The organism is Nonomuraea sp. NPDC059023 (assembly GCF_042740095.1).
In the GTDB taxonomy this organism is placed as follows: domain Bacteria; phylum Actinomycetota; class Actinomycetes; order Streptosporangiales; family Streptosporangiaceae; genus Nonomuraea.
Map to the genome: position 1 here is coordinate 482794 of NZ_JBHYIO010000003.1, position 18878 is coordinate 501671.

An 18878-nucleotide genomic window follows, 5' to 3' on the forward strand; every position below is an offset into this window, starting at 1 on the left:
CCGGCTCCCCCGCCGGGTAGGCAACCGGCAATCCCCCTTGATCGCTAGGGGGGACCGCTGTGCTCGACCGCTTCTTCGAGCTGTCCGGGCGGGGGACGACCGTCGGCCGTGAGGTACGCGGTGGCATCACCACGTTCATGGCCATGGCCTACATCATCCTGCTCAACCCGATCATCCTGGGCGGCGCCAAGGACGTCACCGGCGCGCAGCTCACCATCGCCCAGCTCACCACCTCCACGGCGCTGGCCGCCGCCATCTGCACGCTGCTCATGGCCGTGGCGGGCAACGCGCCGTTCGGGCTGGCGGCCGGGCTCGGGCTGAACGCGGTGGTGGCCTACCAGGCGGCGCCGTTCATGACCTGGGCGCAGGCGATGGGGCTGGTGGTGCTCGAAGGCGTCGTGATCATCATCCTGGCCGTGACCGGGCTGCGCACACTGATCATGAACGCGATCCCGCTGGCGCTCAAGCACGCGATCAGCGTCGGCATCGGCATGTTCATCGCCCTGATCGGCCTCGTGGACGCCGGATTCGTCGGACGCGGCACCGGGACGCCCGTACAGCTCGGCGCGACGGGCCATCTGACCGGCTGGCCCGTGGCCGTGTTCTGTTTCGGGCTGCTGCTCATGATCATCCTGTACGTCAGGAAGACGCCGGGCGCCATCCTCATCAGCATCGTCGTCACCACGATCGTGGCCGTGATCGTGAACTCGCTGGCCGTCGTCGACCCCAAGACCTGGGGCATCGTGGTGCCCCGGCTGCCCGAGTCGCTCGTCGCGGCGCCCGACTTCGGGCTGGTCGGGCAGGTGGACGTGTTCGGCGGCTTCGCGCGGGCGGGCGTGGTCACCGCGACCGTGGTGCTGTTCACGCTGGTGCTGTCCGGGTTCTTCGACGCGATGGGCACGATCATCGGGGTCAGCGACGAGGCGGGCCTGGTCGACGCCCAGGGCCGGGTGCCCCGGCTCGGCGCCATCCTCACCGTGGACGGCGTCGCCGGCGTCGTGGGCGGCTCCATGAGCGCCTCGGCCAACACCGTCTTCGTGGAGTCGGCGGCCGGGGTCGGGGAAGGGGCGCGTACCGGTCTGGCGAGCGTCGCGACCGGGGCGTTGCTGGGGCTGACGCTGCTGTTCACGCCGCTGGCCGCCGTGGTGCCGCCCGCCGCGGCCACGCCCGCGCTCGTGCTGGTCGGGGCGCTGATGATGACGCAGTCGCGCAAGGTTCCCTGGGAGGACCTGGACTTGGCCATCCCGGCGTTCCTGACGATCGCGCTGATGCCGTTCACCTACTCGATCACCAACGGCGTCGGCGCCGGGGTGATCTCCTACACGCTGATCAAGGCGGCCCGCGGCAGGTTCTCCGAGATCCCCTGGCTGCTCTGGGTGGTCTCGGTGATCTTCGTGGCGTACTTCGGGATCACCGCGCTGGAGGGGCTGTTCGGCTGACGGCCAGAGCCGCGTGGACCGCGTGCCGTTCCACCCGGACCTTCTCCTCCCAACGCGGGTTCTTCAGTACGGCGGCCAGGGCCGCCGCCCGCTCGGCCAGCTCCTCGGCCTCCTCCAGGCGGCCCAGCTCGCGCAGGGCACGCGTGCGGCCGACCATGTGGCGCAGCTCGCCGATGCGGTTGGACACGCTGCCGATCAGGGCGGCGGCGCGGTCGAAGCGGCTCAGCGACCGCTCGGGCCGGCCCAGAGCCAGGCAGGTCTCGCCCATGATCAGGTGGGCCAGGCCCTCCTGTAGGGCGTCGCCATCGCTCACGGCGCCGGCCATGACCTCGGCCAGGGGTTCCGCCGCCTCCTCCGGCCGGCCCAGCCCCAGCAGGGCGCTGCCGATCATGAGCTGGGCGTAGCGGATGCCGACCCGGATGCCGAGATCCCGCGCGATCACGAGCTGCGCCCGCGCGAAGGCCAGGGTCTGGCCATGGCGTTCGGAGATCAGGTTCAGGTTGGCGAGGTTGCCCAGGGCGCGCAGCTCGCCGAAGCGGTCGCCGAGCCGCCTGGCCAACTTGAGAGCGGCCTCGTGGTGTCCGGCCGACTCGCCCAGCCGGTCGGCCATCCACAGGGCCTCCGCCACGTGGGCGTGGGCCTGCTGGGCGAGTGCCGGCTCGTCCAGCCGCCGGGTCACGGCCAGCGCCAGCTCGTTGCACTCCAGCATGTCGATGGTGTGGTAGGCCATGCTCTGGAACCACATGAAGGAGAAGGTCAGCGCGACGCCCAGCCTGGCGATCTCCTCGTCCTGGCCGGACATCGCCTGCTTCGCCGCGGAGACGAGGTTGGCCGACTCGGCCGTCAGCCAATCCTGGCCCTGCCGCGGGGTGTCCAGGGCCGCGGGCTCGGCCGCCACGGGCGGGATGACAGGCTGAAGGCGATGCGGGTCCACCAGGACGCTGGCGTGCCGGGCGGACGCCACGCAGAACGCCAGAGCCCTGGCCACCGCGGCCTGGGCGCCCTCGGGCCGGAGCTCCGCGGCGAACAGGCGGACCAGATCGTGCAGATGGAAACGGTCGGCACGGCCGCGTTCGACCAGATGGGCGTCGGCCAGGCGGCACAGGGCCGCGGCCGCCTCGGCCGTGCCCGAGCCCAGCAGCGCGGCGGAGAACGCGACCGTGATCTCGGGGAAGTGGAGCTCGCCGAGCAGGGACAGCAGGCGGGCGGCGGCCCTGTCGCGGGGATGCGGGCTGTCGTGCAGCGCGCGCCAGCTCGACGTGAGCGCGGAGCGGACCGCGAAGTCGCCGATCTGCAGCTCGTGCAGGCGGCGGCGCTCGTCGCCGAGCCGCGTCACCAGGTCGGCGACGCTCCAGCCCGGATGGTCGGCCAGGCGCGCGCCGGAAATGCGCAGGGCCAGCGGCAGCCCGTCGCACAGGCGCGCCAGCCGTTCCGCCTGGGCCGGGTCGGCCGCCACCCTGTCGGCGCCCGCCAGTGTGGCGAGCATCGCGGTGGCCTCGGCGGGCAGCAGCCCCTCCAGCCGGACCTGCGCGCAGTCGTCGCCCGCGGCCAGTGTCTCCCTGCTGGTGACGATGAGGGCCGCGCCCAGCGGTGCTGACAGGAGCGGCCGCACGTGACCGAGACCGGCGGCGTCGTCGAGGACCACCAGGACGCGCCTGCCGTCCATCCTGCTGCGCCACTCGGCCGCCGCCTCGTCCTGATCCACCGGTACGGCGCTGCCCGGCACACCCAGGGCCCGCAGGAACCGGCCGAGCACCTCCAGCGGAGTCAGCGGTGGCACGCCGGGCGTCCTGCCGTGCAGGTTCACGAACAGCTGGCCGTCGGGGAAGCGGTCCTTGACGGCGTGGGCCAGCTTCAGCGCCAGGGCGGACTTGCCGATGCCGGGCGGCCCGGAGATCGCCACCAGCGGATGGCCCTGCTCGGCGACCAGCGTCGTCAGCCTGGCCAGCTCCCCGGCCCGGCCCACGAACCCGATGAGCGCACGGGGAAGCTGCCGCGGCACCGGATCCCGACCGGCCCGCGGCTCCGCACTCCCGGGAACGATCTCCCCACTGCCCCGCGCCGGCACGCGCTCCTCGGCGTCCGGCGCCGTCACGCGCTCCCCGCTGCCCCGCGCCGTCACGAGCTCCTCGGTGTCCGGCGCCTTCACGAGCCCGCTCCGGTCCGGTGGTTCCCCGGGCGGGTTCTCGCCCGCGATCCCGGGGACGGGGTCGCCGCGGAGGATCAGCTCGTGGCAGTGGCGCAGACCCTTGCCCGGGTCCACTCCCAGCTCGTCCGCCAGGACGCGGCAGCCGTCGGCGAAGACCTCCAGCGCCTCCGCCGACCGTCCGCAGTGGTAGAGGGCGAGCATGAGCAGTTCGCGCAGCCGTTCGCGCAACGGGTGGTGGGCCAGCAGGCCGTCGAGGGAGTCGACCGCGGCGTCCGCGCGGCCGGTCTTCAGCAGGACGCCGGCCCGCAGCTCGGCAGCCGACAGCCCCAACTCCTGCAGACGGTGCCGCTCCGCCCCGGCGAACGGGCCCGGCACGCCGCACAGCGGGTCGCCCCTGACCAGCCCCAGCGCGCGGTCCAGAGCCGACAGCGCGGCCGGGTGATCGTCGTGCCGCCCGAACCGCCTGGCCTCCTCGACAAGAGCGGTGAACTCGCGGGCGTCCACGAGGCGCGGATCCAGCCGCAGCTGATAGCCGCCCGCGCCGCCCACCAGCACGCTCGGCGGCTCCCGCCGTCCGCGCACCGGCTCCAGCACCGCGCGCAGGCCGGCCACGTAGGTGTAGACGCTCTGCCCCGCCGAGCGCGGAGCCCGTGCGCCCCACAGCCCCTCGATCAGCGCCGTCATCGTGACCGGGTGGGGCGCGTGCGCGGCCAGCATCGCCAGGACCGCCTGCCGGCGGGGCGGCCCCGCGACGAACGCCCCCGCCGTCGTGCGCACACCCACCGGGCCGAGCAACAGAATCCGCACCTGACAACCCTCCGAAGGCCAGACTCAACCAGGAGCCTAGCCACCGCCCCCGACAGTCCGGCGCGGCTCAGAGGTCGGCGGAGTTGCAGGCGGTGCCGTTGTTGTCCTTGTCCACGTACCAGGTGTATTCGGTGTGCCGGCCCTTGGTGTAGGGGCCGAGACCCGCGGCCACCGCCTCCTTGCAGGACGGGTGGCGCTTGTCCTTGGCGGGCAGCAGGGAGCCGCCGGTCGGGTTGGCCCCGACCGGGGTGTTGGCGGCCGGCGTGGTCGCGTTCGGGTTGCCGGTGCCGGGGGGCGTGGTCGCGTTCGGTGCGCCGGTGCCGGTGTTGGGCGCGCCGGTGTTCGGCGCCCCGGTGTTGGGCGCGCCGGTGTTCGGCGTCCCCGTGTCCGGCAACCCCGTGGTCGGGGCTCCGGTGCCGGGGAGGCCGGTCTCCGGGGCCCCGGTAGGGGCGCCCGTGCCGCCCGCGCCCAGGCGGGCGGCGAGGGCTTCGGCCTCGGCCTTCGGCAACGGGCCGATGCTCACGCTGTCGCCGTCCATCGCCTGCAGGACGGACGGCGCGGCCACGACGACGTTCGGCGGTGTCAGCACCACGGCCAGCGGGCGCTGGTCGCCGGCGAGCTCCTGGATGATCGTGGCCACCCGCGTCTTGAAGGCGGGCGCCATCGCGATGCGGACCGAGTACGTGCCGTCGTCCTCGGCCACGGTCTCGATCTGCTGCACGGCGTTGACCGTGACGCCCTTGCCGATCAGGTAGCAGGTGGTCTTCAGCTCGTCCAGGACCGCCTCCTCACCGGGGCAGGGCGCTTCCTTCGACTCGCGCACGGGCGCGAAGTGGATGGGGGTGGCGAGCTGCAGCGGCGGCACCGCGCCCAGCAGGGGGGCGTCGGGGCTCCTGGTCATGAGGACGGCCACCGCCCCCAGCACCCCGGCGATCACGATCACCAGGACGAGCGAGACGATCAGGACGATCGTGGTGAGCTTGCTGGCCTGCGGCTGCTCAGGCCGCGGCGTGTCGGAGACCGGTGGATTCTCCATCGACATGGACGACGACCCCATCCTGGCGTTCGCGGGCTGCCGGTGAGCTTATCGAGGACAAGCCGGACCGGGGTAATCAGCCGGAATTTCTCCACTTTCCACCATGGTGTGAGGAAGAATGGAAGAACAATTACAGATTGTCGATAGTTCTGTTTGACTGGCGAGCCGAGAGTGGTCTCATGAAGGTCGGAGTACCCCGCGAGATCAAGAACAACGAGTTCCGCGTGGCTCTCACCCCCGCGGGCGTCCACGAGTTCGTACGGCACGGCCACCAGGTCCTCGTCGAGCGGGACGCGGGCACGGGCTCGGCGATCCCCGACGCCGACTTCGCCGCCGCGGGCGCGCTCATCCTGGACGGCGCGGACGCCGTCTGGGCCGAGGCGGACCTGGTCATGAAGGTCAAGGAGCCCGTGGCCGAGGAGTATCACCGGATGCGCAAGGGCCAGGTGCTGTTCACGTACCTGCACCTGGCGGCTTCCGAGCTGTGCACCCGCGCGATGCTGGAGTCGGGCGTGACCGGCGTCGCGTACGAGACCGTGCAGACGGCGAACGGCGCGCTGCCGCTGCTGGCCCCGATGTCCGAGGTGGCCGGACGGCTCGCGCCCCAGGTCGGCGCCTACCATCTGATGCGTTCCGAGGGCGGCAGAGGCGTGCTCATGGGCGGCGTGCCCGGCGTGCGGGCGGCGAACGTCGTGGTGATCGGCGCCGGCGTCTCCGGGATGAACGCGGCCGCCATCGCGCTCGGCATGCAGGCCGAGGTGCTGCTGCTGGACCGCAACATCGACAAGCTGCGCCAGGCCGACGCCATCTACCAGGGCCACTGCCAGACGGTCGCCTCGAACACACTGGAGGTCGAGCTCGCGGTGCTGGAGGCCGACCTGGTCATCGGGGCGGTCCTGGTGCCGGGGGCAAGGGCGCCGAAGCTGGTCTCCAACGACCTCGTACGCAGGATGAAACCCGGCTCGGTGCTGGTGGACATCTCCATCGACCAGGGCGGCTGCTTCGAGGACTCGCGCCCGACCACCCACGCCGACCCCACCTACCGGGTCCACGACTCGATCTTCTACTGCGTGGCCAACATGCCCGGCGCGGTGCCGCACACCTCCACGTACGCGCTGACGAACGTGACCCTCCCCTACGCCCTGGCCATCGCCGACCTGGGCTGGGCGCGGGCGCTACGCGAGGACCCCGCGCTGGCGCACGGCCTCAGCACACACGAAGGGCACCTCACCAGCCGGCCCGTGGCCGAGGCGCACGGGCTGGAGTGGGTGCCCATCGAGGACGTGCTCGGCTAGCCCTACTGGTTCGACGACGACGGCGTCGGGGCCGGGCTGCCGCTCGGCTGCCCCTGCTGCTGCGGCTCGGGCGGCAGCGGCTGCTGATCGGCGGTCGTCGTGATCGCCTGGTTGCCGCCGCAGGTCGCGCCCGGCTCGGGGGTGTCCTTGCCGTTCTGGTACTTCTTGATGAACGCGGGCAGCTTCTCGTCGGCCGCCTTCTCCAGCTTCAGCTGGTGTCCCCAGGAGGAGGCCACGATCGGCGCGGGCAGGTTCGGGAACGGGCTGACGAGCATGTACTCGAGGCTGCCCGTCTCACTGGCGACCTTCTTCAGCGCGTCGATCTCGGCCTTGGGCAGGTCGGGCCGGTAGGTGATCCAGATCGCGCCGTGCTCCAGCGAGTGCACCGCGTGCTCGGGATGGATGGGCTTGTCGTAGATGTCGCACTGCTGCCAGTAGTTGTTGTGCTCGCCGCCCACCGGCGGGGTCTCCTTGTAGGTGACCGCGTTCCACACGTGCTGTCCGGCGTCGTACTTGACACTGGTGACGGCGTCGAGCGAACTGGCCCTCGACTGGTTGATCAGGTAGAAGCCGACCACGCCGACGAGCAGCACGATGACCGCGCCACCCGCTCCCCACATGAGGAACGCGGTGCGGCGCTCCTTACGCCTCTGCGCGGCCCGCATCTTGTCCAGATGCTCGCGCCGCGCCTGCGCTTTCTCCTTCGTCATCGCGATTTTCCTCCATCGGCATGCCAACTGCGGGTCACCCTATGCCCTCCGGGCGTATATGGAGAATAAGAAGCTTAACGACGAGCTCACGCCGGCCCTGGGTACGCTGGGAGCGACATGAACAAGCTCATCGCCGTCGGCGCGGTCGCTCTCGCGGCCATCGCCGCTTTCCTGCTGTTCGGCCGGGGAGGCACGCCGTCCGAGACCTCCGCGGAGGCCGGGTTCGCCCGCGACATGGCCACCCATCACGCCCAGGCCGTGGACATGTCGTTCACGATCAGGGACAAGGGCCCCGCCCCCGAGGTCAGAAACCTCGCCTTCGACATCATCAACACTCAGGCGAACCAGCGCGGCATGTTCCTCGGCTGGCTGCAGCAGTGGGATCTCGGCCAGTCGACCGATCTGCGGCCGATGACGTGGATGAGCGGGCACGGGCACGGCGGGCAGCCGCTCAAGGCGGGCGTGATGCCCGGCATGGCCACGCGCGAGGAGCTGGACAAGCTCAAGGGCCTGCAGGGCAAAGCGGCCGAGGTGCTGTTCCTGCAGCTGATGATCCGCCATCACGAGGGCGGCGTGCAGATGGCCAGAGGGCTGCTGCCGCTGTCGGAGCGTGAGGAGGTGACCAGCATGGCGCAGAAGATCATCGACGGCCAGAACGGCGAGATCAAGCTGATGACCGACATGCTCGGGCACCGCGGGGCGCAGCCGCTGCCGTCCATCTTGTGACCTACGACGCGGCGGTGGTCGGTTCCGGTCCCAACGGGCTCGTGGCCGCGATCACGCTGGCCGCCGCGGGACGCCGGGTGCTGCTGCTGGAGGCGGCCGGCCGGTTCGGGGGCGCGCTGCGCTCGGCCGAGCTGACGTTGCCCGGCCGCGTCCACGACGTGGGCGCGACCGTGCTGGCCATGGCGCTGGTCTCGCCCGCCTTCCGGGCGCTCGGGCTGACGACGATCGCGCCGTTCGCGCAGCCCGAGGTCGCCGTGGCCCATCCGCTGGACGGCCGGCCCGCCGCGCTGGTCCATCGGGACGCCGGCCGTACCGCGGAGGGCTTGGGGCGGGACGGGGCGGCGTGGCGCGCGTCGGTCGGGGCGGCGGCCCGCGCGGGCGCGCCGCTCGTGGAGACGCTGCTGTCGCCGCTCTCGCCGCCCAGGGCTCCGCTGGCGGCGGCGCGGTTCGGACTGCTCGGGGCGCTGCCCGCGACCGTGCTCGGGCGCGCGCTGTTCCGGACCGTCGAGGGGCGGGCGCTGCTGGCGGGCATGGCCGCGCACTCGGTGCTGGACCTGCGTTCGCCGATCACGAGCGGGTACGGCATGCTGCTCGCGGCCAGCGCGCACCTGGTGGGCTGGCCGCTGGTCAGAGGCGGTTCGCAGGTGCTGGCCGACGCGCTGGTGGAGCGGCTGCGAAGGCTCGGCGGCACCACGGTGAGCGGCCACCGGGTGCACGACCTGCGCGAGCTGGACGCCCCGATCGTGATGCTGGACGTGACGCCCCGGCAGTTCCTGCGGATGACCGAGCTGCCCACCGGCTACCGCGACCGGCTGCGGCGCTTCCGGTACGGGCCGAGTGTGTTCAAGATGGACTGGGCGCTCGACGGCCCCGTGCCCTGGCGTGACCCGCGGGTGGCGCGGGCGGGCACCGTCCACCTGGGCGGCACACTGGAGGAGATCGCGCTGAGCGAGGCCGAGGTGTCGGCGGGACGCCACTCGCCGCGGCCGTACGTGCTGCTGGTGCAGCCCTACGCGGCCGACCCCACACGCGGCGGGCACACGCTGTGGGCCTACTGCCATGTGCCGCGCGGCTCGTCGGCCGACATGAGCGCCGCGATCGAGGCGCAGATCGAGCGGTTCGCGCCCGGCTTCCGCGAGCGGGTCCTGGCCCGGCACACGATGAACACCGCCGACCTGGAACGGTTCGACCCGAACCTGGTCGGCGGCGACATCAACGGCGGCACCGGGTCCCTCGGCCAGTTCGTGAAACGGCCCGTGTGGTCACCGGCGCCGTGGCGCACGCCGCTGCCCGGCGTCTACCTGTGCTCCGCCTCCACCCCGCCCGGTGGAGGGGCGCACGGTATGGGCGGCTACCACGCCGCCCGCCTGGCACTGCGCGAGCACCCCTGACGGCTCAGGCCGACATCTCCTCGCGTACGGCGGCGGCGAAGGCGTCCACGTCGGCCTCGGTGGTGTCGAAGGAGCACATCCAGCGCACCTCGCCGATCGCCGGATTCCAGGTGTAGAAGCGGAAGCGCTTCTGCAGCCGCTCCGTCACCTCCGGCGGCAGGATGGCGAAGACCGCGTTGGCCTCCACCGGCCTGGGCACCTCGACGCCCGGGATGTCGCGCACGGCCTCGGCCAGGCGGCGGCCCATGGCGTTGGCCCGCCGCGCGTTGCGCAGCCACAGGTCGCCGCCGAGCAGCGCCTCGAACTGGGCCGAGACGAACCGCATCTTCGACGACAGCTGCATGTACGTCTTGCGGATGTAGTCGACTCCGCGGGCGGCGCCGGGGTCGAGCACGACGACGGCCTCGCCGTACAGCAGCCCGATCTTCGTTCCGCCGAAGGAGAGCACGTCCACGCCCGCGTCGGTGGTCAGCGCGCGCAGGGGCACGTCCAGCGCGGCGGCGGCGTTGGTGAGGCGCGAGCCGTCCAGGTGGACCTTCAGGCCGCGCTCGTGGGCGTGCTCGCAGATCGCGGTGATCTCGGCGGGGGTGTAGACGGTGCCGAGCTCGGTGGTGTTGGAGATCGACACGACGCCGGGCTGGGCACGGTGCACGTCGCCGAAGCCCCACGCCTGGGTGTCGATCAGTTCCGGGGTGAGCTTGCCGTCCGGCGTGGGGACGGTGAACAGCTTGATGCCGCCCGCCACCTCCGGCGCGCCGCCCTCGTCGGTGTGGATGTGGGCGGTGTCGGCGCAGACGACCGCCTGCCACGTGTCGAGCATGGCGCGCAGCGAGACCACGTTGGCGGCGGTGCCGTTGAAGACCGGGTAGGTCTGGGCCTGCTCGCCGAAGTGCCGCTGGAAGACGCCCTGGAGGGCCTCGGTGTAGACGTCCTCGCCGTAGGAGATCTGGTGGCCGCCGTTGGCGCGGGCGATGGCCTCCAGGATCTCCGGGTGGACGCCCGCGTAGTTGTCGCTCGCGAACGCCTTCAGCTCTGGGTCGTGCCGGGGATTCACGCGGTGAGGTCCAATCGGGTGCCGTTGATCTGCGCGGCCGGGCGCTCGTAGAGGCCGCCGATGGCCTCGGCGAGGGTACGCACGTCGGTGAAGCCGGTGAACGCGGCCTCCGGCTTGGCGGCCCGCATGGAGTCGTTGACCAGCGCCTTCACCACCAGGATGACGGCGGCCGCGTTGGTACCCGCGAGCGCGTCGGCCAGCGACCTGGTCCACGCCTCTGAGGCGGCCTTGGCCGCGGCGTAGCAGGCGCCGCCCGCGGTGGGCGACTCGGCGGCCTTGGCGGAGACGATCGCGAACCGGCCGTTGGCGCTCTTGCGCAGCAGCGGCTCGAAGGCCAGCGTGACGTGCTGGAGGGTGCGCACGAGCAGGTCGTGCAGCAGGTTCCAGTCGTCCAGGTCGGTGTCGGCGAACGTCTTCCCGCCGCGCCAGCCGCCCACGAGGTGCACCACCCCGTCGACGCGGCCGTGCTCGATGTCGATACGCTCGGCCAGCGCCTGTACGGCGGCGCGGTCCAGCAGGTCGACGTCGTCCTTGTCCACGCCGACGACGGTGTGGCCGTTCTTCTCGAAGTACTCGGCGACCGCCTGGCCGGTGGGCCCGGCGGCGCCGGTGATGAGGATGATCATGCGCGGATCCCCTTGGTGCTCTCGACGACGTCTGCGAGCTTACGGCGCAGCGCCTCGTAGAACATGCTCAGGGGGAACTCGTCCGACAGCACCGCGTCCACCTTGGCCTTCTGCTCCTCCGGCAGCGCCTGGATGCCCTTGGCCCAGGTCGAGGCGGGGTTCGGCTCCACGTAGGCGCTGACCAGGTCGTACGCGGCCAGCCAGTGCGCGATCTTGGACCGGTCGATGCTGTCGCGGTAGAGCTTCTCCACCTCTCCGCGCAGGTCGGCGACGCCGTCGGCGACCCGCTCCCAGTCGATCGTGAGCCGGTTGTCGGTCCAGCGCACGACGTCGTTGCGGTGCAGGTACGCGAAGAGCAGCTGGCCGCCGAGCCCGTCGTAGTTGCGCACCCGCTCACCGGTGATCGGGAAGCGGAACAGCCGGTCGAACAGGATCGCGTGCTGCACGTAGCGGGCGTGCGGCACACCGTCCTTCTCCAGCTTCACCGCCTCGCCGAACGCGGTCAGGTCGCAGCGCAGCTCCTCCAGCGAGTAGAGCCAGTACGGCATCCGCTGCTTGATCATGAACGGGTCGAACGGCAGGTCACCGTGGCTGTGGGTACGGTCGTGGATCAGGTCCCACATGACGAACGTGTCCTGGGCGAGCTGCTGGGAGGCCAGCAGCCGGGCGGCGTCCGGGGGCAGGGCCAGCTTGAGCGTGGTGGCGGCGGCGCCGGAGACCGCGCGGAACCTGGCCGCCTCGCGGTCGGCGAAGATGCCGCCCCAGGTGAACCGCTGGGGTGCCTGCCGTACCGCGACGGTCTCGGGGAACAGCACGGCCGAGTGGGTGTCGTAGCCGGAGGTGAAGTCCTCGAAGGCGATCGGCACGAACATCGGGTTGTCGTAGCCGCCGGCCTCCAGCCCGGCCAGCCAGTCGGGCCAGATCGTGCGGATCCAGACGGCCTCGACGTTGCGGTTGGGGTTGCCGTTCTGCGTGTACATCGGGAACACCACCAGGTGCTCCAGCCCGTCCACGCGCTGGGTGTCGGGGTGGAAGAGCTCCAGCGACCGGAGGAAGTCGGGGACGCCGAGGTCCTGCTCCGACCACTGGCGCAGGTCGGCCTGAACCGCCTGAAGGTAGGCGGCGTCATGCGGGAAGTGCGCCGCCATCTCGCCCACCTGCCGGGCGATCGAGCCGACCAGTTCCTTGGCCCGATCCTTCTCCTCCGGCACCGAGCCGTCCTTGACCTGCAGCGGTCGCAGCTCCTCGACCGTGGCCTTGAGCTCGGCGAACCCGGCCGCCTTGGCCTCGTCGGTGCCCGTTCCCGCCCGGTCGTCACCTGGTACGCGCGCGGCCCAGGTGACCACGTTGCCCCAGAGCCGGCGGTGGTCGTAGTCCTCGATGGAGTCGTCGCCGAACAGGTCGGAGTCGGCGAAGACGACCACGCGGCCCTTGCCGTACGTGCGCGCCACGGCCAGCGGGGCGCCGGCGGGGGTGGCGGACGGCGAAGACGCGAACAGGACGGTGGCCCCGTCTGCGGCCAGCACGCCCGACCGGTAGAAGCAGGCCTTCCCGACGCCCGCGAGCAGACCGTCAGAAGTGTTCTTCGCGGCCAGGACCCAGGTGGCGACATCCCGGTGGGCGTTCTTGGGGTCGCGGACCGTGGTGTGCTCGACGGCCACGCCGAAGCGGGCGAGCAGGTCGTTGAGGTTGTTGCCGTACTTGTCCTGCTCCTCCTCGGCCAGCACGACCAGGCCGCCGCCGTCCTGGACGTAGGCGGTGATGGCGTCCAGCTCGGCGGCGGAGAAGACCGGGCTGCCGTGGCCGGTGGTGCGCTCCCAGCGCTCGCCCGACGGGTGCGCGATGACCAGGACGTCCTGGTCCTGGAGCGTTCCCGTGTCGAGGGCGCCGGTGATGTGGGCGCCGACCGTGTGCCCAAGGTGCCGCAGCTGAGCGGCGGCGCGCGCGTAGCTGTTGTCGTCGGGGTGGCCGGGGTTCATCGCCTCGGCGACGTCGCGCCGGATGGTCCACGACTCGCTGTGGGCCTCGTCGAAGAGCACCTTGGGGAAGGACTTCATGAAATATCTCCTGCCAAAGTCACCTATTGACGGAAAATATACATGATAGATGGGGGTGCAACGCTAGTCCCTTCATGATCTGAGGGTGTGCACCGAAGACGTCGATGCTGGCGGCAGCGGCGGTCCCGCGCCCACGGCATGCCGATGGTGACGGCATCCGCGAGATCCCCGGACATACGCGCCGGCTACGGCCGGCGACCGTGAAGGGCACCTCGCACCTTTTGGTGATCATTGCCGCGACGCACGGCCCCTGTTTCGGGGGCCGTGCTCACCTGATCGTCCCCGCCGGGATCACTCCTCGGGGCAGGTCGTGCCGGGCGCGGGGAGCGTCAAGTCGGTGAGGTACGCGGTCGCGTGCCTGATCGGGCACTTCTTGCCCATCATCCACAGAACGTGGCCGGGTCCCTCGTAGGTGACGGTCACCGAACCCGGGATCATCTCGGTGAAGGTCCGGGTCGTCACCACGTCGCCGGACGTGCTCCCCGCGCCCAAGATCGGCGGGAGGCCGCGCGACGGGAGCGGACGGACCGGGTTGGCCACCTTCAGCGGCCAGCCTGTGCACGCGACGCCTTCGGTCCGGGCGGAACCGAGATTCGGCAGGGTCCTCTCCGCCGTGCGACGGTAGTTCCGCAGTTCGTCGTAGCCGGCGAAGCCACGACCGTCGCCGCAGCTCATCGCCAGGACGCCGGGTGTGCTCCAGACGCTGGTGCCGGTGATGACCGCGTCGCCGAATCCGGACCCGTCCCCGCGCCGCGCCAAGTCGACCGACTTGGCGAAGGGCAGCCAGTTCGCGTGGTCCTTGCCGGGGTCGACCGCCGCCAGGCCGAAGGCGAACTGCCGCAGCATCCATCCGGTCATCTCGCCCTTGCCGAACTCGGCGGAGGTGCCGGGGATCGGCTTGCGGTCGGCCGCGCGGACGAGCGCGCGCCAGACCGCTCCGGCGTCCTCGCCGTGCAGCGCGCAGGCGGGGGTGTCCGCGCACCAGGTGACGAACTTCCCGAACGTCTCCTCGAAGGCGGTCGATATCCGGAGCATCTGGTCGTTGAAGCCCGCGGCCTGGTTGATCACCCCGTCGGCGTACAGCGCCCGGATCCGCTGCGGGAACAGGCGAGCGTAGGCGATGGAGGGCACCCCGCCGTAGGAGTGGGCCACGATGCTCAGCCGCTCCTCGCCCAGCACCGACCGGATCGCCTCCATGTCCCTGGCCATCGACATGGAGTCCACATGGGCGAACAGGCCGGTGGTGTCCGCCTTCTGGCAGGCGAGGAACGCCTTGGTCATCGCGGCGGTCTGGGCGGCGTATGCCTTGCGGCTGCGAGGGTCCTCCAGTTTGGTGCCGGGCTTCCAGCAGACTTTGGGCATGGTTTTGAACCACAGGCTGGTGCGCGTCTGGAAGAAGACGAGGTCGAAGCGGCGGCCCAGTTCCTTGAGATGGGAAGCGGCGATCTTCACCTCGGGGATGCCGCTGCTCCCGGGTCCGCCGGTGACTTCCAGGACGCTGCCGATCCGGCGGGCGGGCTCGGTGGCGGGCAGCCGGGCCAGGTCCAGCCGGATCTTCCTGCCGCCGGGCTCGGCCCAGTTCACCGGCACCTCGATCGAGGCGCACTCCGTGGGCGCGGGAAGTGTCTTGTCTGAGCACTCGCCCCAGGTCAGCCGCCCGGCCTCGGCCGCCGCCGAGACCGGCGCCGCCGGTGCGAGCGCTGCCACGGCCGCCGTGGCGGCGAGGATGGCGAAAGTCTTCTTCAGGATTCTCATCTCGGCGTCACGGATCTCGTCGCCCCATGGGGATGTCCAGGGGATGCTTTTGTGATCATGACTTCATCCTCCGCCGGTGGGGACCGGTTCTCGTCGTCCGCGCGGAGGATTGCCGGCTGGGAGCCCGCTCCCAGCCGCATGGTCCACCGTGGTAGGACACGTCGGTGCGTCCGCTTGTCCCCCCGTCGCCGGACCCTGATTCACCGGGCTCTGATCCCGCCGTTGCCGGCCGTCGGCGAAGCCGGCCCCACCAGCCGCCATCCGCCTTGCTCTCGCAGGTCGGACTCGCCATAGGAGTGTCCACGCCCGGCCTTCCCAGGGCCTGAGGCGCTCTACTGGGCCGGCTTGGCCTCCTCGGCCGTACCGTCGCCGAACACCTCCTTGAGGAGGTTGTCGCGCGCCGTCGGGAAAGCCCCTGCCAGATCGGGTACGGCGTCGCCGTAGGTGATCGAGGCGGCGAGGGTCTTCTTGCCGTCGGGCGTGCCGTACAGGACCGACACGTAACCCCCGGCGGTGCTGCCGTTGTGATGGAGGACGGTACCGCAGTCCGGGCCCAGGTCCTGCACGTATATCCCGAGGCCGTAGCTGCCGAAGGGGCCGCCGCTCTTCGGGTCCGTCCTGCGCATCTCGGTCAGCAGTTCGGCGGGCAGGAGCTTGCCACGGTTCAGCGCGGAGAAGAACGTGGCCAGATCCTCGGTGGTCGAGATCATGTCACCGGCGGCGGCCGTCATGGAGGGGTTCTGGCGGGTGACGTCGATCACCTTCCCCTTCCCCGCGGCGTCCTGGTAGCTGAAGTAGCCGTGGGAGTACGGCCGGGGAAGCTCGGGCGAGGCGCCCGGCAGTACCGTGCCGCTCAGCTGGAGCGGACCCAGGATCCGCAGCTTCATCTCCTCGGCGAGCGAGTGGCCGGTGACCTCCTCGATCAGCAACTGGGCCAGCGTGTAGCCGGTGTTGGAGTAGCTCCACTTCTCGCCCGGCTCGAACCTCGGCCCCTTGGACAGTCCGAACCGCACCAGTTCCTCCGGCCGATAGGTCTTGAACCGGGCGTCCGCCCACTCCGCGCCCCCGGCGGGGATCCCCGGCTCGACCGACCCGTCGACACGAAACTCGCCGGTGTAGTTGGACAGACCGCTGGTGTGCTGCAGCAGCATCCGCGCCGTGATCCCCCGGTCCAGCTCGAACGCGGGCAGGTGGTCGGCCACCGGGCCGTCCAGCTCGATCTTGCCCCTGGCCACCAGCTGCAGCACCAGGGTCGCGACGAACGGCTTGGTGCTGCTGCCGATCCGGAACCGTCCGTCCGCCGGCGGCTTGACGTTCACACCGAGCTTGCGCCGCCCGGCGCTGCCGACCCACTCGCCCCGCTCGTCGTTCACGCGCGCCTGGACGCCGAGGAAACCGGCGTCGACGATCGCCTCGATGGCCTTCTGCAGTTCCGGGCGCCCGCCTCCGGTGTTCTCTGCGGTGGGGAGGGATTCACTCATGACCGTTCCTCATTTCACGATAGTACGCGTCTTGTGCTGCTCGAAAGCTACGTTGCATTCGCAATTCCGTCAATCTCGGAGAATGCATAATCGCAGGTAGACGGCCAAAAATTGAAGCAATGACGCTGAACCCGAATGCAAGGCTGTTGCATTGACTGACGGCGAAGACAACACTGGAGGTATGCCAGGAGGACGACTGACCCAGCAGGACCGCGAGCGCATCGCGTCCGGACTCGCCGACAAGCTCTCCTACGGTGAGATCGCCAGGCGGCTCGACCGGGCGACCTCGACGGTCACCCGGGAGATCGCACGCAACGGCGGCCCCACCGGCTACCGGCCCCAGCAGGCACAGCAGGCGACGATCCAGCGAGCCCGGCGCAGCACACCGGCACCCCCACGCGTGGACACGCCGCCCGACGGCCTGATGGAAGAGGAACTCCTGGAGAGGGCGGTCAGAGCGGGGATGCCGCGGATCACCGCGCGCGTGCACCACGACCTGATGCTGTCCGAGAACGGCAGGCGCACCGCGGCCGAACTGGCCCGCAGGCTGAAGGTCAGCCCGGCCTCCATCTCCGTGGCCGTGAACTTCCTGCTCCAGCAGGGATTCATCCGGCGCGAGCGCGATCCGCGGCGGCGGCGCGACATCTATGTGATCGACGACGACGCCTGGTACCACGCGATCATGATCAGCGAGCGGCAGACGCTCGAGGCGGCGCGGGCCACGATGGCGGCGGCCGAGAGGTACGGGCTCGACAGCCCCGTGGGGCAACGACTGGCCAAGGCAGCGAACTACCTGGAACGCGTCAGCCTGGACATCATGGAACTGGCCGGCCGCTGGCGCATCCTCCTGAAGTGACCGCGATGTCCACGCCAGCGGCTCCTCACGCGATCAGCCGCTGAGCGGCGGCGTGTCAGCGGCCGTGTCAGTACGGCGACAGCCCCGCGTCAACACAGTCGGCCATCGTCTCCTCCATGAACAGCACGGCGATCGCGGCCTCCGGGCCCGGCGCCGGGCGAACCGAACACTGAACACCAGGAGAACGACGATGGAACACGGTAAGAGCGGCTTCACCGAGGCGGGCCTGCGGCGAGTGCGCGGGGTGCTGGAGCGGCACGTCGAGTCCAGGAAGATCCCCGGGCTGGTCGCCATGGTCAGCCGTGGCGAAGAGACGCACGTCGAGACGATCGGGACGATGCGTCACGACGGCGGCGCGCCGATGCGCCGGGACACGATCTTCCGGATGGCCTCCACCTCCAAGCCGGTCACGATCGCCGCGGCGATGGTCCTGCTGGACGAGTGCGAGCTGCGGCTCGACGACCTGGTCCAGGAGTGGCTGCCGGAGCTGGCCGACCGGCAGGTGCTCAAGAGCATCGACGGCCAGCTCGACGACACCGTGCCGGCCCGGCGGCCGATCACCGTCCGCGACGTGCTCACCTCCACCTTCGGGCTCGGCATGGACATGACGGTCCTGGGCACCCCGATCATGGGCGCTATCTTCGAGCGGGGACTCACGCCCAACCTGCCGACGCCGGTGCCCGAGCAGGACGAGTGGATGCGCCGCCTGGGCGAACTTCCGCTGATGCACCAGCCCGGCGCGCGCTGGCAGTACCAGATCAGCAGCGACCTCGTCGGCGTGCTCGTCTCCCGGGTCACCGGCCGGTCGTTCGAGGACTTCCTGCGCGAGCGCGTCTTCGAGCCGCTGGGCATGAAGGACACCGGCTTCCACGTGCCCGCCGACCAGATCGACCGGCTGCCGACCCTGTACGCCCCCGACCCGCAGACCGGCGAGTTCCAGGTGTGGGACGAGGCCGAGGGCGGACGCTGGAGCGAGCCGCCGGCGTTCCAGGGCGGCGGTGGCGGCCTGGTCTCCACCGCCGACGACTTCCACGCCTACTTCCGCATGCTGCTCAACGGCGGCACCCACGAAGGCCGGCGCATCCTGTCGCGGCCCGCCGTACAACTGATGACCACCAACAGCCTCGCCCCCGAGCAGCAGGCGGCCAGGCACGCCATGGCCACGGAGAACGTCCACATCTCCTTCGGCCAGGGCCAGCAGGGCGGCTGGGGTTACGGCATGGCGGTCCGCACCCACCGCAGCGACTACGCTCCCATCGGCCAGTTCGGCTGGGACGGCGGCAGCGGCACCTCCACCTACGCCGACCCGGAGACCGGCGTCACCGGCATCCTGCTCACCCAGGTCGGCTACACCGTCCCGGCCCCGGCGCGGCTGATGAACGACTTCTGGACCACCCTCTACCAGGCCATCCCCTGAATGGCATGGTCCTCGCGCTTCGCGCTCGGGCTCCCCTCACGGGGGAGCCCAGCTCCCCCGAACCCCCTCGCCGGTGGCC

General features: G+C 71.1%; 14 protein-coding genes. 6 read left to right on the plus strand and 8 right to left on the minus strand.

The window, feature by feature from the left end; all coding sequences use genetic code 11:
• The first annotated feature begins 59 nt into the window (after positions 1–59).
• Positions 60–1439 carry an NCS2 family permease gene (locus ACFWYW_RS08155; protein WP_379611462.1) on the plus strand — a complete coding sequence of 460 codons (1380 nt, stop codon included), beginning with the start codon at positions 60–62 and terminating at the stop codon, positions 1437–1439.
• Here the strand turns inward: ACFWYW_RS08155 and ACFWYW_RS08160 are convergent.
• Both ACFWYW_RS08160 and ACFWYW_RS08165 read right to left on the minus strand, forming a co-directional pair.
• Positions 1411–4395 carry a BTAD domain-containing putative transcriptional regulator gene (locus ACFWYW_RS08160; RefSeq protein ID WP_379611460.1) on the minus strand — a complete coding sequence of 995 codons (2985 nt, stop codon included), beginning with the start codon at positions 4393–4395 and terminating at the stop codon, positions 1411–1413. The genes ACFWYW_RS08155 and ACFWYW_RS08160 overlap by 29 nt on opposite strands.
• A gap of 67 nt (positions 4396–4462) precedes the next feature.
• Positions 4463–5437: an excalibur calcium-binding domain-containing protein gene (locus ACFWYW_RS08165; RefSeq protein ID WP_379611459.1), complete on the minus strand. Its 975-nt coding sequence runs from the start codon at positions 5435–5437 to the stop codon at positions 4463–4465.
• Positions 5438–5610: 173 nt separating this feature from the next.
• Between ACFWYW_RS08165 and ald the strand changes: the two genes are divergently transcribed.
• On the plus strand, positions 5611–6726 hold the full coding sequence (ald, locus tag ACFWYW_RS08170; protein WP_379611457.1) for an alanine dehydrogenase: 1116 nt from the start codon (positions 5611–5613) through the stop codon (positions 6724–6726).
• Positions 6727–6728: 2 nt separating this feature from the next.
• Here ald and ACFWYW_RS08175 read toward each other — a convergent pair whose 3' ends face one another.
• A complete protein-coding gene (locus tag ACFWYW_RS08175) occupies positions 6729–7436 on the minus strand; it encodes a DUF3105 domain-containing protein (protein WP_379611456.1) in 708 nt (235 codons plus the stop codon).
• A gap of 117 nt (positions 7437–7553) precedes the next feature.
• On the opposite strand from ACFWYW_RS08175, the gene ACFWYW_RS08180 reads away from it, so the two are divergent.
• On the plus strand, positions 7554–8162 hold the full coding sequence (locus ACFWYW_RS08180) for a DUF305 domain-containing protein (protein WP_379611455.1): 609 nt from the start codon (positions 7554–7556) through the stop codon (positions 8160–8162).
• Positions 8159–9553, plus strand: a complete 1395-nt coding sequence (locus ACFWYW_RS08185) for a phytoene desaturase family protein (RefSeq protein ID WP_379611454.1) — start codon at positions 8159–8161, stop codon at positions 9551–9553. Before ACFWYW_RS08180 ends, ACFWYW_RS08185 begins: the two co-directional genes overlap by 4 nt.
• Positions 9554–9557: 4 nt before the next feature.
• On the opposite strand, the gene ACFWYW_RS08190 is transcribed toward ACFWYW_RS08185, so the two are convergent.
• The 5 genes from ACFWYW_RS08190 to ACFWYW_RS08210 form a co-directional block, all read right to left on the minus strand.
• The gene (locus ACFWYW_RS08190; RefSeq protein ID WP_379611453.1) at positions 9558–10607 is read right to left on the minus strand and encodes a threonine aldolase family protein; all 1050 of its coding nucleotides are present in this window, start codon (positions 10605–10607) and stop codon (positions 9558–9560) included.
• Positions 10604–11233, minus strand: a complete 630-nt coding sequence (locus ACFWYW_RS08195; RefSeq protein ID WP_379611452.1) for an SDR family NAD(P)-dependent oxidoreductase — start codon at positions 11231–11233, stop codon at positions 10604–10606. Before ACFWYW_RS08195 ends, ACFWYW_RS08190 begins: the two co-directional genes overlap by 4 nt.
• Positions 11230–13290 (minus strand): DUF6421 family protein, encoded by a 2061-nt coding sequence (locus tag ACFWYW_RS08200; protein WP_379611451.1) that lies wholly within the window; start codon positions 13288–13290, stop codon positions 11230–11232. The genes ACFWYW_RS08195 and ACFWYW_RS08200 overlap by 4 nt, the downstream gene beginning before the upstream one ends.
• Positions 13291–13581: 291 nt before the next feature.
• On the minus strand, positions 13582–15045 hold the full coding sequence (locus ACFWYW_RS08205) for an alpha/beta fold hydrolase (protein ID WP_379611450.1): 1464 nt from the start codon (positions 15043–15045) through the stop codon (positions 13582–13584).
• Between the two features lie 332 nt (positions 15046–15377).
• The gene (locus ACFWYW_RS08210) at positions 15378–16526 is read right to left on the minus strand and encodes a serine hydrolase domain-containing protein (RefSeq protein ID WP_379611449.1); all 1149 of its coding nucleotides are present in this window, start codon (positions 16524–16526) and stop codon (positions 15378–15380) included.
• 181 nt (positions 16527–16707) lie between these two features.
• On the opposite strand from ACFWYW_RS08210, the gene ACFWYW_RS08215 reads away from it, so the two are divergent.
• On the plus strand, positions 16708–17382 hold the full coding sequence (locus ACFWYW_RS08215) for a helix-turn-helix domain-containing protein (protein WP_379611447.1): 675 nt from the start codon (positions 16708–16710) through the stop codon (positions 17380–17382).
• A gap of 190 nt (positions 17383–17572) precedes the next feature.
• Positions 17573–18799, plus strand: coding sequence for a serine hydrolase domain-containing protein (locus tag ACFWYW_RS08220; protein WP_379611446.1), 1227 nt, complete (start codon positions 17573–17575; stop codon positions 18797–18799).
• The last annotated feature ends 79 nt before the right edge of the window (positions 18800–18878 follow it).

Bases quoted from the DNA above. Each gene is read 5' to 3' on its own strand.
- ACFWYW_RS08165 (WP_379611459.1), bottom strand. From the start codon at position 5,437: ATGTCGATGGAGAATCCACCGGTCTCCGACACGCCGCGGCCTGAGCAG.
- ald (WP_379611457.1), top strand. From the start codon at position 5,611: ATGAAGGTCGGAGTACCCCGCGAGATCAAGAACAACGAGTTCCGCGTG.
- ACFWYW_RS08175 (WP_379611456.1), bottom strand. From the start codon at position 7,436: ATGACGAAGGAGAAAGCGCAGGCGCGGCGCGAGCATCTGGACAAGATG.
- ACFWYW_RS08180 (WP_379611455.1), top strand. From the start codon at position 7,554: ATGAACAAGCTCATCGCCGTCGGCGCGGTCGCTCTCGCGGCCATCGCC.
- ACFWYW_RS08195 (WP_379611452.1), bottom strand. From the start codon at position 11,233: ATGATCATCCTCATCACCGGCGCCGCCGGGCCCACCGGCCAGGCGGTC.
- ACFWYW_RS08200 (WP_379611451.1), bottom strand. From the start codon at position 13,290: ATGAAGTCCTTCCCCAAGGTGCTCTTCGACGAGGCCCACAGCGAGTCG.
- ACFWYW_RS08205 (WP_379611450.1), bottom strand. From the start codon at position 15,045: ATGAGAATCCTGAAGAAGACTTTCGCCATCCTCGCCGCCACGGCGGCC.
- ACFWYW_RS08210 (WP_379611449.1), bottom strand. From the start codon at position 16,526: ATGAGTGAATCCCTCCCCACCGCAGAGAACACCGGAGGCGGGCGCCCG.
- ACFWYW_RS08215 (WP_379611447.1), top strand. From the start codon at position 16,708: ATGCCAGGAGGACGACTGACCCAGCAGGACCGCGAGCGCATCGCGTCC.
- ACFWYW_RS08220 (WP_379611446.1), top strand. From the start codon at position 17,573: ATGGAACACGGTAAGAGCGGCTTCACCGAGGCGGGCCTGCGGCGAGTG.